General features: G+C 38.0%; 12 protein-coding genes and 1 other RNA gene. 1 reads left to right on the forward strand and 12 read right to left on the reverse strand.

All coding sequences use genetic code 11. The annotated features are described in order from the left end of the window. Positions 1-74: 74 nt before the first annotated feature. From ABC382_RS07565 to ABC382_RS07620, 12 genes are all read right to left on the reverse strand, one after another. Positions 75-653, reverse strand: a complete 579-nt coding sequence (locus ABC382_RS07565; protein WP_274796473.1) for an ANTAR domain-containing response regulator — start codon at positions 651-653, stop codon at positions 75-77. After that, entirely contained in the window at positions 646-2,076 is a 1,431-nt protein-coding gene (locus tag ABC382_RS07570) for a sensor histidine kinase (protein WP_322610464.1), read from the reverse strand. Before ABC382_RS07570 ends, ABC382_RS07565 begins: the two co-directional genes overlap by 8 nt. A gap of 255 nt (positions 2,077-2,331) precedes the next feature. Continuing rightward, on the reverse strand, positions 2,332-4,239 hold the full coding sequence (locus ABC382_RS07575; protein ID WP_274796470.1) for an ATP-dependent DNA helicase: 1,908 nt from the start codon (positions 4,237-4,239) through the stop codon (positions 2,332-2,334). Between the two features lie 85 nt (positions 4,240-4,324). Further along, a complete protein-coding gene (locus ABC382_RS07580; RefSeq protein ID WP_274796469.1) occupies positions 4,325-5,461 on the reverse strand; it encodes a THUMP domain-containing class I SAM-dependent RNA methyltransferase in 1,137 nt (378 codons plus the stop codon). 3 nt (positions 5,462-5,464) lie between these two features. Then, positions 5,465-7,210, reverse strand: coding sequence for a putative bifunctional diguanylate cyclase/phosphodiesterase (locus ABC382_RS07585; protein ID WP_312505521.1), 1,746 nt, complete (start codon positions 7,208-7,210; stop codon positions 5,465-5,467). A gap of 464 nt (positions 7,211-7,674) precedes the next feature. Continuing rightward, positions 7,675-8,054, reverse strand: an RNA gene (gene rnpB / locus ABC382_RS07590) — RNase P RNA component class B. Positions 8,055-8,114: 60 nt separating this feature from the next. Continuing rightward, positions 8,115-8,411: a cell division regulator GpsB gene (gpsB, locus tag ABC382_RS07595; protein ID WP_274796467.1), complete on the reverse strand. Its 297-nt coding sequence runs from the start codon at positions 8,409-8,411 to the stop codon at positions 8,115-8,117. Positions 8,412-8,532: 121 nt separating this feature from the next. Then, a complete protein-coding gene (locus ABC382_RS07600; protein WP_341385881.1) occupies positions 8,533-9,780 on the reverse strand; it encodes a ribonuclease H-like domain-containing protein in 1,248 nt (415 codons plus the stop codon). A gap of 117 nt (positions 9,781-9,897) precedes the next feature. Then, positions 9,898-10,104 carry a hypothetical protein gene (locus ABC382_RS07605; protein WP_341385880.1) on the reverse strand — a complete coding sequence of 69 codons (207 nt, stop codon included), beginning with the start codon at positions 10,102-10,104 and terminating at the stop codon, positions 9,898-9,900. A gap of 108 nt (positions 10,105-10,212) precedes the next feature. Next, positions 10,213-12,483, reverse strand: coding sequence for a DEAD/DEAH box helicase (locus ABC382_RS07610; protein ID WP_341385879.1), 2,271 nt, complete (start codon positions 12,481-12,483; stop codon positions 10,213-10,215). Beyond that, positions 12,458-12,835 carry a YppE family protein gene (locus ABC382_RS07615; protein WP_396631736.1) on the reverse strand — a complete coding sequence of 126 codons (378 nt, stop codon included), beginning with the start codon at positions 12,833-12,835 and terminating at the stop codon, positions 12,458-12,460. The genes ABC382_RS07610 and ABC382_RS07615 overlap by 26 nt, the downstream gene beginning before the upstream one ends. Positions 12,836-13,048: 213 nt before the next feature. Continuing rightward, a complete protein-coding gene (locus tag ABC382_RS07620) occupies positions 13,049-13,243 on the reverse strand; it encodes an endonuclease (protein ID WP_274796463.1) in 195 nt (64 codons plus the stop codon). 380 nt (positions 13,244-13,623) lie between these two features. Here ABC382_RS07620 and recU point away from each other — a divergent pair, with 380 nt between their 5' ends. Next, positions 13,624-14,268, forward strand: a complete 645-nt coding sequence (gene recU, locus ABC382_RS07625) for a Holliday junction resolvase RecU (protein ID WP_274796462.1) — start codon at positions 13,624-13,626, stop codon at positions 14,266-14,268. The last annotated feature ends 1 nt before the right edge of the window (position 14,269 follow it).

The raw sequence follows: 14,269 nt of genomic DNA on the forward strand, positions 1-14,269 counted from the left end.
CATCACCCCTTTTTTAATAAATTTATAGAAAAAAAGGCGCTTTAAAGAAGAAATCTCTTTAAAGCGCCTTTGCTTCAACTATTGACTTGTAAAGTATTAATAATTTGCTGGGCGATATGCACCATTTCCTGTTGGGTTTGCATACTTTCATTGCGAATCCTACGGTAAGCCTCGTCCTCGCTTATATTTTCGGCCTGCATTAGCAAGCCCTTTGCTCGTTCAATGACTTTCCGCTTATCTAATTGTGTTTGCTTATGTAAAATCTCCCCATTGAGACGGTTGAACTTATCAATTTGATGAAAGGCAACCTCTAACACAGGCAACACATTTTTTTCAGAAAACGGTTTCATTACATACCCTAATATATTATCCTGCTTCATGTATAGCAACAATTCTTTTTCACTGTAAGCCGAGATGAAAAGAACTGGTATACCAAGCTGTTGTTCAATAATTTTACTTGCCTTTAAACCATCTAGTTTAGGCATTTTGATGTCCATTAAGATTAACTGTGGTTTATGTAAAAAGGCTAATTCAATGGCTGTTTCCCCATTGTTCGCCTGCGCCACTACTTCATAGCCATTATCTTCTAACATAAACTTCAAATCAATCGCAATCAGTGATTCATCTTCGACAATCATAACTTTCCTAGTCATTTACGATAAATACCTCCTCACTTACAGGGAACTGAACTTGAGTATGTGTACCTTCTTCACTAGGGATAATTGAAAATGAGCCAGCTAAATCATATTCGACGAGCCTTGTGATAATCTCCATACCAAAAGATGCCTTCACCTCTTGCATTCCAACGCCGTTGTCAGAAATATGAAGTGAAATCGTTGAATCTTCCTGCATGAATAGAATATCGATGGTTCCCTCATCACGTCCGATAAAAGCATACTTTAATGCATTTTGCAGTAGCTCGCAAATAATGAGTGCAAGGGATACTGCTTTTTTTGAATGGCAAAATAGTTGCAAATTATCATGATGAAAGGCTAATTGAATAGTCGCTGTATTGGACGTGCCAATCATTTTATGACCTATTTTTTTAGCTAATGCGATAACGTCTACTCTTTCCTCAGCGTTATCCTCGTTTTCTAAAATAAGCTCATAAACCGATGAAATACTATATATTCGATTTAATGCCTCCTGAAAAGCACTTGCATTCGCAGCCGACAAATCATTCCGCATTTGCAAACGTAGAAGGCTCGTTACTGTCTGAAGATTATTTTTCACACGATGGTGAATTTCCCGTATCGCAAATGTTTTCATCATTAGCTCATTTTCTTTCAGTTTAAGCTCTGTTAGATCATGAATAATGAGTAGCGTCACTTTCTCGTTATGACTACGAATCGGAATTTTCTTCACAATAAAGGATTTACGATCAATCGTAATTTCTAAGAAAAAGACATCATCGCCTTTATCATAGACTTCCTGTAAAAACGGTAATATTTTATCTAATGCAACATTGTCAAAATTTTCTAACCCTGATAGCTCAGAAATAAAATGGTAGCCAGCAGGATTACTGTAAATCACTTTGTTCTCGTGATTTGTCAGAATGATCGATTCTACAAGTAAATCTGACACAACTGGTATTGGCTGAGAGTTTGGTTCTACAATATGCTCAATTAATGCGAAAGGCATATTTTGAAAATCATCTTTCGGTGTCGATTGCATCTTCACCATTTTTTCCTGAATCAACACTGCTATTACTTGCTGTTGCTCATTAAAAATAGGAATGACATGTTGCTCTACCGTAACACCTTCCTGCGTAATTGCTCTTGAGATGGATGATTTTTCTTTATGTTTAAACGCAGCGAATACGGCTGGTTCAAAACTTTCAAATACGAATTTTCCGATAACTGATTTCTCATATAACCCAATTTCCTTGTTCGGGAAAGCCTCTGCCACAACAATCGCATGTGGTAAATTTTCCAACATGCAATCTATGAACATATAACAATCAGTCAACTCAGCATAATACTTTAGTGTAGCCTCTATTTCTGTTAACTTGTCAATATCCGTTGCCGAAAGGTTTGTATATTTTCTACATAATGATTGAATGTTCGACAGGCTCAAGCCCCCTATCTAAAATAATCAACAATCAATTTGATTATTCTTAAAAATTCTTGTCATTATTATAAACCTTTTGTGAAATTATTTTCAATAAAAAAAATATTTTCTTTCACCAGATATTGTTGCATTACAAAGAACTATATAGCTTAAAAGAGAAATATTCAACAGTTTTTTAAAATTGAATTATTTAACATCGAGAAAAATATTATTTCAATATATTAAAAAACGAGCTTACCTCTATGGCAAACTCGTTTTTCATTATTTTATTTCTGGGACAACAGCTAATATGTTTTCAAAGGCTGCACGCTGTTTTTGTTCTTCCTCATTCAGCAAAATGTGGATGTCTCCATGATCATTTGATGTCCGAATTAAGCGTCCCATCCCTTGCTGCAAGCGTAATTGCATGAAAGGTAGCTCCACCTCTTCAAATGGGTTTTCAGCAAATGTGCGCTTCGCATCAAATAGTGGATCTTGTGGAGGAAACGGTAAATCATAAATAATAACACGTGTTAATGCTTCCTCTGGTAAATCTAAGCCTTCCCATAAATGATATGAGCATAATGTTTTAACCGATCCCTGCTGGAAGTCTCGGACGATTGCTGAAAGCTCTCGATCTCCTTCGAAAGCCACATACATTCGTTCCATTAGTGGTAATTCTGCTTTAAAGTTTAGCATCGCTTGCTTGGATTTAAATAATATTAATGTTTGCTCGCCATCACGTAGCAATTGCTGAACTCGCGCTGTTTTATCACCTTGACTAAGCTCATGTAAATAGATTTTCATCACTTCTTCATAGTCGAATGGAGAAGGTACTGAAAATGATTGATAATCTCGAATTCCTAAACTATAGGCAATATATGAAAAGTCTTTATTAACAGATAAGGTTGCAGAAGAAAAGACGATTGGAAGCTTTTTAGAGAATAATTTTTCAGCTAAAACCTCTGTAATTAAACGAGGCATAATAACAAGCGTTTCTTCGCCATCTGTCTCCTCTAACCAATCTACTGCATCGCCCTGTGCTATGAAAATACGCAAAGAAGCCTCATATTGTTCTAAGTATTCTTCTGCCATATTTAATTCATATTCGGGAATCATATACATTTCTGATTCAAAGACGAATTCTTCCATCAACGTTTCTACATCTTTTATTAACTGCTTCCCGTAAGCAAGCAGTGTTTTTGATTTGTTTATACGTTTACGATCCTCATTTGAAGCAACGATATCATCACGAAGCTGATCAAAGAATAGCTCATGATCATCCTGTAATTTTTCCATTGCGTACAGTGTACGCTCACGTACGCCATCTACCATCAATCGCTCAAGTAGTTTAACAATGGTTGTTGCCTGTACTTTGTATGTCATTGCTTTTTGAGCAGCATATTCCAATAGATGTCCTTCATCCAACACAATCATCGATACCTCTGGCAATAATGCTAGCTGGCCTTCACGCTCACGCGATTCCTTAGTGGCCAAATGCTCCATTAAAAAATCCTGTGAACAGATAACAAGATCTGTTGATTTACGATAATGTGAGCGATGTAATGTTTGCCCACAGCGATTACGAAGCTCACAAACCGAACATTGCATAATGGCATTATAATTGACCTTTTGCCAATCTTCGTCACTAACAGTCGGATAATCACTACGCTCACCATACGGATGGACAGCGATCATTGAGCCTTGTGCATACACACCATCTGGAATAGAAAAGGCAATATCATCAATCCATTCATCCGTTACTACCTTTTCCGTTTCTTCAAAACGTTTTAAGCATAAATACTGATCTCGCGATTTTGCTAAGCGAACATCAATTTCAAGTCCTAATGTTTTTTGAAGCTTATAAATATCGCCCCCCTCTTTTACGAGCTGGTCGATTAATGTTTCATCTGCGCAAGCAATGAGCGCTGGTTTCCCAGTGTAACGCGCATAGGAAATGGCTGGTAGTAAATAAGCAATGGTTTTGCCAGTTCCCACTCCTGCCTCTGCAAAGAGAACATTTTTTTCTTTTAGTGCTTGTTCTATTTGATAAGCCATAAAAATTTGCTCATCACGGCATTCAAAGCCTTTTTCAGGTAATTCATCATAAAGGACATCACCCATCCAATCACCTAATGAATCAAAAAATGAACGGTCCTTTGATAATGCAAATGGTAAAGATTTACGCAATTAATGTTCCCCCTCTAACTCTCTGGTGCTATTATACGCGACGAAACGGAAGATAAGAAAACAACTTATCTTCCGTTACTATTCGTTAATCTCTTTTAGACTTTTGACCCCAGAATTGATAATAATTTGTTTCTATAAAGCCATTAAATAACTTACGCTTCTTCGTCGCTTGGCGTCCATATAATTCTTCAAAATTTTTCATGGAGGAAAGCATATATACAGACCAAGTTGGATAATTCTTCATCACTTTTCCTAAATCACGGATTACTTGCTCTACGACTTCCACATCACCGATACGTTCTCCGTATGGTGGGTTACCAATCATGACACCATCCGTTAATTGTGTTGTAAAATCACGTGCTTGCATTTGCTTAAACGCGATTAACTCACCAAAACCTGCTTCCATCGCGTTTTCTTGCGCAATGCTGACCATGCGATGATCAATATCTGAACCAATAATTTCTAGTGGCTGATCATAATTCGCTAAGCTTTCTGCTTCATCACGAACCGTATCCCAGATGGCAGCTTTCATCCACGGCCAATCCTCTGAAATAAATTCACGGTTATATCCCGGTGCTATATTTTGTCCAAACATTGCCGCTTCTAATGCAATGGTACCCGAGCCACAGAATGGGTCAACAAACGGACGATTTGGATTCCACTTCGAAATTTGTACAAGTGCTGCAGCTAATGTTTCTTTTAACGGTGCCTCACCTTGCGCCTGACGATAGCCACGCTTATGCAAGCCTGCGCCAGACGTATCAATCGTTAGTGTCGCCACATCTTTTAAAATTGAAACCTCAATTTTGTAGGTCGCCCCTGATTCATCTAAAAAGCCAAGTCGTTTATAATGCTGTTTCATGCGTTCGACAATCGCTTTTTTTGTAATCGCTTGGCAATCTGGCACACTAAATAATTTCGATTTAACCGACTTCCCTGAAACCGGAAAAGCAGCATCCACCGGTAAATACTTCTCCCATGGTAATGCTTTTACACTTTCAAATAATTGTTCAAACGATTTTGCTGGGAATTGTCCAACAACAATTTTTACTCGATCCGCTACACGCAGCCATAAATTGGTACGTGCAATAGCTGTTTCGTCGCCCTCAAAATATACTTTGCCATTGTCAACAGTTGTTTCATAGCCGAGTGCTTTCACTTCTTGGGCAACTATTGCCTCTAAGCCCATTGCTGAAGTAGCTACTAATTGATAGTTTGCCATAGATTATTTCCTTCCTTGATGCTCAATTTCCCAATACTCCATAAACTCAATGAGCTCATTTAATGGTAATGGTTTGCTGTAATAATAGCCTTGAATAATATCACAGTTCATTTTACGTAGTATATCCACTTGTTGTGCCTGTTCAACACCTTCAGCAACAACTTTCATTTTTAATCGATGTGACATTTGAATAATCGCATCTACAACTGCCTGTTTCTCATCAAGTGATCCAATATGTTGAATAAAGCTACGATCAATTTTTAAACAATCTAATGGAAAACGAACTAAATAGCTTAAAGACGAATAGCCCGTCCCAAAATCGTCGATCGAGATTTTAAAGCCTAATTGTTTCAAGCGCACTAACTTACTGACAGTTTCGTTTGCATTATTCATAACTGTTCGTTCCGTTACTTCTATTTCAAAATTGTTTGCTGGCATATTATAGCGTTCTAATATTGTTTGTATTGAATCTAAAAAATTCTGCTGTTTAAAGTGAATGCTCGATATATTAATGGCTACAGGTGTTTTCCAACCTTGTTGTTGCATTTGAATAACTGATTCACATGCTTTTTCTAAAATAACCTCACTTAACGGAATGATTAATCCCGTATCCTCAGCATAAGGTATAAACTCCGCTGGTGATACAAAGCCAAGCCTTTCGCTATTCCAACGTACCAGTGCCTCTAAACCTTGAATCCCCTCATTTTCCACCGAAATTTTTGGTTGAAAATACAGCTCAAATTCGCGATTTTCTATGGCTCTTCTTAACTCTGAATCAAGCAATAAAACTCGTTTTGCATCAGTTTGTAGTTCATCAAAATAAAAGGAATAGCCATTCAATTCATGTTTTTTTGAATAAGTCATGGCTCGATCTGCACAATTAATCAGTTCTTCTGTGTTTTTTCCGTCTACTGGATAAACACTAATCCCAACACTTGTAGAAATAAATACTTCCTGCCCATTTAACATCATCGGTTGTTCTATACTACTAATGATTTGCTCAGCAAATTTTGCTGCTTCTTTGACATTTTTCACATTGGTTAAGGTGATGACAAATTCATCCCCACCATATCTTGCAATAATATCTTTGTTTTTCAGTAATTTTTTTAAACGATTTGCTACTTCTATTAAAATTGAATCTCCTACAGCATGGCCTAATGTATCATTAATTTGTTTGAAGCGATCCAAATCTAAAAAATAAACCGCGTGCTGCACTGAATGAGAAATAGCAGAAGTCGATTCTAAGAGATTATCCATTCTTTCAATATAGGCAAAACGATTGGATACATCTGTTAATGAATCCGTAAGTAAACGCTTTTCTAATTCATGTTCTACTATTTTTCTTTCAGACAAATCTGTGAAAATACCACAGTAATTTGTAACCTTCCCCTCATCGTTGGTTACACTTACAATCGTTAACCATTCAGGATATACATCTCCTGTTTTACGTCGATTCCATATCTCACCTTGCCAAATGCCTTCTTGTCGTATCTGTTCCCACATCTCTAAATAGAAAGGCAATTCATGTACACCCGATTGCAAAACGGCGGGCGTTTTTCCAACCACTTCATCTCGTGTATAGCCTGTCACAAATTCAAAGGCGGGATTCACCATTACTATTTTTTTGTATTCATCCGTAATCATGATACCTTCAGATACATTTTCGAAGATTTTAAGTACTAAGGTCGTAGGATATTTTGAAATCAAATTCAACTTATCCATACTTTCCCAATTATTCACTCCGTTCATGTTTCCGCTCCATCCTATCTCTCTATACTCCCTAAGAAGGGCATTTCGTCAATCGGTATGTAATCCATTACGCCTCAGCGTAAATTTTCGCTGACGCTTCGCTTTCGCGTAGATAAAAATGCATCTAGATTTTCAAGCTTCCTTGAAAAGCGCCACTCCAAAATTTTAGGACACCGGCTGAAATGGAAAGAAGATGTACGTATTCTTATCACCTTTAGGATTGATACCTGAGGCTCGACTTATTTATCTACTCAAGATCTACATACATTATATTGTTACGATAACCGTTTAGATATTGTGACTTAGAAGCGGTAGCGATAGAGAGAGCACTGATTTAGCTATTCTCAAACGTATCGCGCATACCAAGACTTGATTAACAAGGTTACTTTTTCCTCATGAACTCAAAATAAAAGCTCTCCACCGAGTTGGAGAGCGCTTGTTATTCATAGATAAGCATCAAAAAATTCCATAAGCCATGTTTTGTTCCCGAGTACTCAAACAGCTTGCGCCTCGTACGATCAGGTGGTAATCATCTATCTACAGAGCAAACTCTGTCCCTCTATCCGTTCAATTCCTTCTAGAGAGTGCCCCTACCATAATTTGGGTTTCTCACTCGTGGGGTTTACCTCGTTCCACCTTGCAAGTTTCCAAGCAAGCTTCGTCACTGTGGCACTTTCAGGAAGTGTCAACCATATCCAAAGACGTAGGTTTTCCTTCCGCCGTCAGCCTGAACAGCTGCCTTACCTTATTTTTTCAGTAAGCACGAACACTACGGCCATCTCAGAACCGTGTGAGCATGGACTTTCCTCTACGACGTCTAGCGCCGCAGCGATTACCAGAATTTCATGATGATACGAAAGATTATACTAGAGTTTTATGTTAAATACAATATAAATGACTAAATTTATTCGTATAGCTTGCTACCAAATACATGTTTTTCTAAATTAGATAGACGTTTTAAAATATCAAAGTTAGTTGTACCAGCTGTTGCTGAAGCAACTGGTTGTCTCTTTGGTGTACTATCAATTTCCTCTTTTAATTGTCTATTTTCTTCACGTAGTTGGGCCACCACTTTTTCAAACGTTTCATAGTCTTGAATAATTTCATCAAGAAAAGAATCTACATCTTCTACATTATAGCCTTTAAAATTCTTTTTAAATTCCTTTTCAAGGATCATTTTTGACGTTAATTTAATGTCCATTCACATCGCCCTTCCTCACACTACATACACGAATACATTATAGCACACTTCATCACATTATATCGTCTGAAAACACCAATTGTAAGGATAAAGTTGTCGATTCTTGCGCTTACCCAGGAAATTATTTCTTATTTCCTAGTCTGTGCAATCGCTTTTCCCATGAAATTTCCCATTTTTGTTTTTGTTCTGCTCTCCATTGCTCATTATTTCGAATTAGACGTATGCCCTCATGCGTATAGTAAAGGGCCTGCTCATAATCTTTTATTTGATGCTCATAAAGTATGGCTAGCTGCTCAAGGACATGTAACTTTGTTCTTGCTTCTACAAAATGGAGAGAGGCCACAAATGAGTCAATGGCTTCACTATAGCGTTTACTCTTTTTATGCTGTAAGGCTAAATAATATTGAGCATGGCCTGCTTCTAGTGCATCAAATTGAGTTGTCACCTTTTCTAATACCCTAACACTTTGGGTGCTTTCTTTTAAATCACCATACCATTTCCCAATATTAGTGAAGGTTTTTGCGGATTCTTCATGGTCTTCCTCAAACAATAAATGTGTAGAATGACTATAAAGTGTGATAAGGGACAGTAAATCCCACTCGTTATGAAGCAAAACCTTCATAAGGGCATCTGGTATGCCGCTTTTCACAGCATCTAAATAAATAATAGGTGCGAGATGACCTGGAATATCTCCTTTTCGAGAAAAACCAAGTTTCTCTTCCTCCACAGATTTTAATTTTAAGCGCTCCATATCATTTTTCCATAAACGCTTCGAACTATGCAACAAATCTATTTGTCGTTGTGATCGTAATTTCGGTAACGTTTTCTGGTGAAGCGTCCAACGTGTTTCAAGCTGTGGCCAATCAAAGCTTTTTCCATTATAGGTAATAACGGTCGCTGTTTTTTGCCATAGCTTAGATTCAAACAAAAAAGCTGCCTCGTGTGCAGGGTCAGCAAGAATATATTGGGTCAACTCAAAACCTTCCTCTGCCATTTCTAAAAAACCGAGCAGAAAAATATGCGTTCCCACACCCTTTAAGCCGGTTGTTTCTGTATCAAAAAATAATACAGGTTCATTTATATCAAGCGCATAAGGGTGATGAAAATCGGCACCTTGCCATTTTTTCAAGGCATCAAAAAATGACCGTAGCTGATAATGGCCATGCTGATAAGAAAATGGATAGTGTACTTGACGCTTAAACACAATGCCAAAGTCATTTTCAACAACCGTTAGTCCTGCTTTTTGCCATTGCTCTGTATAGCTTGGCTTTGCAGGCTTTTGAAAAGCGGGTTCTTCCACCTTTTGTTGAGCCGCTGGTTTTTTACCAAGCATTTTTTTCATTTGGAGTATTTTATTTTCGTAAGACATGTATTTCACTCATTTTCTGCTTATAGTTAAGACATCTCTAGCAAGAGTAACACGATTCATTAGCTCATTCAAAATATTCTTTGCTCTAAACACATATGTAGGAGTTAGCTCGTGATTCTAAACATCCTTATCCTTTTTCCAATCATAGGAAGTTTTAGACCAATTAAAAAGTAATAGGGCAAAGAGCAGCACGATCATACTAATAATCATAATGGATAAGCTTTCCTTCCATTTCACTTCGTCATTTGAAATATATTGAAAACCTGTTCTAAGTAGAAAATAAATGATGGGGTAAAAGAAATAATGTAACTGATTCTTTTTCATATGCTCTGCTCATCCTCTCTTACTCTTTCCTCCAGTAAAACCCGTAGCATGGCGGCACAAAAATGGAAGAAGGCTTAGGGAACTGTCATCCCTTAAGCCTTCTATATTTTACTTTTGAGTTAATAGCCGAAGTAGTACTACTACCCTCTTCTTCCCTTCTTGCAAACTGTCTTGTGCACCAATGCATGATGGACAGCCAGACTCACAAGGACAACTTGAAACATGCTCTAATGTTTTGATTATAAGATCTTCCCATAAGTCATAAACCTTTTCACTTAAACCAATACCACCAGGATACTTATCATAAATGAAAAATGTTGGCAATTCATTATGTGAAGCTTTTACTTGTGGTACGACAGCTACATCGCTACTGTCGCACTGAATAAATATTGGAATAAAGGCATTCATCGCATAAGCTGCTCCAGTCATCGCGTCCGTTAATTCTGCTTCGGACCATTGATCTACTTTGTTGAACGATAACCAAGACGAGCTTGTATGCATTTCATCTGGCGGTAGATGAATAGGTCCAGACCCGATATTGTCATGTGTGCCGAAGCGGATTTTCTTGAAAATCGTTGCCTGTGCCACTAAGCCAACATCGCCAAAACCAATCGTACCACCTCCATAATGACGACTACGATCCTCCTCTAGCACCTTCATCTCAACTGCTAAATTAGCATCTGTATAATAATCTACATCTACTTCACGGACATAGGCTTTCTTTTCTTCCCAATCAAGTTTCTCTACTTGAAATTGAATACCTTGATGCAGGTATATAGCTTCTTCGTGTAACAGGGTCATCGCACTATGACGATCCATTTCACCAATCACCTTTGTTTGGGCAGGAATGGACAGATCAATTATGACCACATTTTCCTGGGACGCTGAGCGCAAGCTTATATCGTGCGCGGGGAAACGGTCACTCATCCAATGCCACTTATCACTCGTCTTAAAGACAACCCCTTCTTCCGCTAAATAATCCAATAAATCCTGGATGTCATATTCTCCATACATATCGCCTGTTGAAAAAGGTAGCTCGAAGGCCGCACATTTTAAATGATCCATTAAAATCAACATATTTTCTGGATAGATACGCGCTTCCTCTGGCGTACTCCCTAGTAAAAACAACGGATGATTCACCACATACTGGTCTAATGCGGAAGATTGGGCAACATAAATAATCAATGCCTCATCCTGACGTCTTCCTGCACGTCCTGCTTGTTGCCAAGCACTCGCAATATTTCCCGGGTAACCGGTCATAATACACGCTTGTAATTGGCCGATATCCACGCCTAATTCTAATGCATTAGTGCTAACTACCGTTTGGATTGTGCCATCACGCAGGCCTTTTTCAATGACGCGGCGCTCAGATGGCAAGTATCCCCCTCGATAACCACGCACAGATTCATCAAGCAGCTTGTTTCGTGTAAGTTCCTTTAAATAGGTCACAATCATCTCAACACGCACCCGACTTTTAGCAAAAATGATCGATTGAATGCCAGCAACATAAAGTCTTTTAGCTAAATCACTGACCTCTAAAACGGCACTCCTACGCACCCCAAACGTTTTATGAATAATAGGTGGGTTGTAAAAAAGGAAGGTTTTTTTGCCAACTGGTGCACCCGAATCAGCAATGAGCGTATGTGGTTCATTCGTCAGCAGCTCTGCAAGCTCCTTAGGATTTTTTATAGTAGCAGACGTACAAATGAACACAGGGTTACTGCCATAAAATTCACAAATACGCTTTAATCTACGAATAACATGTGCCACATGTGAACCAAATACCCCTTTGTAGGTATGCAGCTCATCAATTACGATATATTGTAAATTTTCAAAGAGGGATACCCATTTCGTATGGTGTGGCAATATACCTGAATGAAGCATATCAGGGTTTGTCATAACAATGTGCCCTGCCTTGCGAACCTTTTGACGAATGCCTGGAGCCGTATCTCCATCATACGTATAACTCAATATCTCCTCACCACTTAGCTCGATAAGGTCATTTAGGTCATTTTTTTGATCTTGCGCTAATGCCTTTGTCGGAAATAAATAAATGGCACGCGCGTTTGGATCTTCCAATATTTTTTGCAACACTGGTAGATGATAGCAATACGATTTACCAGATGCAGTTGGTGTAACCGCAGTAAACGATGTACCACACTGCGCCAAATCAAAAGCCTCTCTTTGATGGGTGTAAAGTTGCTCAATGCCTCTTGCCTGCAATGCCTTCACTAATGAAGGGTGTAAATTTTCCGGGAAAGGTGCATATTTGGCAGGTCGACCCTCCAATGTTTGCCAATGAAGAATACGCTCTTTTAATTCTTCATCATATCTCCACTCTTGTAAAAGCTCACTAATCGTTCGTTTCTTCGTTAGCATCCGTTTCTCCCTCCCTTACCAATCGTTCAAAGATTTTTAATGTATAGGAGGTAGAATGAATCGCATCTAAAAAACGTTTTTTACTTGTTTCTTTATAAAAAGACTGCACAACAAATTGCTCCATCGATTCTACCGCTGAAGCAATTTGTTGAGTATGCATATATTTCGGTCGATTTTGTTCAATCCATTTATTTGCTTCTTGCTGCCATTCCTTCAACAGCTGGTGAATTTTATCAGCGTGTGGTTTCACCTCTTGAAAAAAATCTGGCGTCCGGTCTTCTTCACGCATTTGCCAGAACCTTGATACACAATGTTCACATTCATCTATTAATTGGGCTGTTTGCTGAATCACTAACAATTTTGCACCTCATCTCTCATCAATCACGTAAGCAAATATATTTCGTAGTCATTGCATATATATGGTGAGTATGTCTTGTCCATCAAATCAACTACGGAAATATCACTGCATTGACACCATTCACCGTACTTTTGTGGTAAAAATTGTATCAATTTTAATGCTATAGCGATAGTTCAATTGCTTATGAGATAAGTGTACCAAAGTCTATCATTTTTCACTACTAGTAGGCGAACAAGCATTCTTTACTTGCCAGTTCTTTTCTGCTAAGCTTACTTTCTGGCTAACCGCTTTAAGCTGCATAAAAAAGTGCAAACTCTGTGCATTGTTTTCCAGGGACACTCTTGTGAAAAGTAATTGATTGACCAGATCTAACTGCGCAACTAATTGTTTTAACTTGTTCAAAATAACGCCTCCTTTGCTTTAACTTTAGTATTCCTCGAATGTATAGAATTACCTTCAAGGGTGACAAAATAAGCGTAAGTTAGCTGAAAGAAGAAGATTTTCGATAAATTTTTAATAGTGAACCTTCAACCTAAAAAAGCGTCATGAATGAAGGGTCTGAATGTGAAAAGATTTCAACCCGATTTCGTGTTTCATTTTATCAGTTATTTTGACGATTCGAGTAATAAAGGAGCTGGCGAATTTTCGACGCAATTTGTTCTTCATTATCTTTCGTTATCTACTATTCTAGTAGCGGCAACATAATAAATGGAAGTAGAGAATAGCTATAAAAACATGGTAAACTAATGATTAGAAATGCAGTATGGTAAAGGGTGAGCTTAATGACAATTCGTTATCCAAACGGGAAATTGTATACCCCCAATGCTTCTGTACAGAAAACAGAAAAAAAAAGTAGAAACAAAGATTTGTCTTTTAGTAATCGTGGAAAGACGCTAGAAGATGAAATTAATGAAGCAAACGACTATTATATAAAAAGGCGACTTGCTATCATTCATAAGAAACCTGTTCCTGTGCAAATCGTCAAAGTAGAGTATCCTTCGAGAAGTGCTGCTGTTATTCGAGAAGCATACTTTCGAACACCTTCCACAACCGACTACAATGGTGTTTGGAATGGGCATTATATTGATTTTGATGCAAAGGAAACTGCTTCCAAAACGAGTTTCCCCTTAAAAAATATTCATGAGCATCAAATGACCCATATGCAGCAAGTGACGGAACAAAATGGTGTGGCTTTTATAATCGTTCGCTTTTCTGCTTTTGAACGTTATTTTATTGTGCCATATGAAGTTTTACAAAAGGCCTGGCAAGCAATGGAGAATGGCAGTCGGAAATCGATACCCTTTTCAATGATTGAAGAAGAGGCATATGAAATTCCCACGACTTATTATCCACGTATCGATTATTTGCCCATCATCCAACGATTGATCGATGCGAAATGCTGCGGGTTTGAAAGTGAGGAGAAATAAG

The organism is Lysinibacillus phoenicis, assembly GCF_047238325.1.
Lineage (GTDB): Bacteria > Bacillota > Bacilli > Bacillales_A > Planococcaceae > Lysinibacillus > Lysinibacillus irui.

Excerpts from the sequence above, each read along its gene's own strand:
- recU (WP_274796462.1), top strand. The coding sequence starts at position 13,624 with ATGACAATTCGTTATCCAAACGGGAAATTGTATACCCCCAATGCTTCT.
- ABC382_RS07610 (WP_341385879.1), bottom strand. The coding sequence starts at position 12,483 with ATGCTAACGAAGAAACGAACGATTAGTGAGCTTTTACAAGAGTGGAGA.
- ABC382_RS07605 (WP_341385880.1), bottom strand. The coding sequence starts at position 10,104 with ATGAAAAAGAATCAGTTACATTATTTCTTTTACCCCATCATTTATTTT.
- ABC382_RS07585 (WP_312505521.1), bottom strand. The coding sequence starts at position 7,210 with ATGAACGGAGTGAATAATTGGGAAAGTATGGATAAGTTGAATTTGATT.
- ABC382_RS07600 (WP_341385881.1), bottom strand. The coding sequence starts at position 9,780 with ATGTCTTACGAAAATAAAATACTCCAAATGAAAAAAATGCTTGGTAAA.
- gpsB (WP_274796467.1), bottom strand. The coding sequence starts at position 8,411 with ATGGACATTAAATTAACGTCAAAAATGATCCTTGAAAAGGAATTTAAA.
- ABC382_RS07565 (WP_274796473.1), bottom strand. The coding sequence starts at position 653 with ATGACTAGGAAAGTTATGATTGTCGAAGATGAATCACTGATTGCGATT.
- ABC382_RS07580 (WP_274796469.1), bottom strand. The coding sequence starts at position 5,461 with ATGGCAAACTATCAATTAGTAGCTACTTCAGCAATGGGCTTAGAGGCA.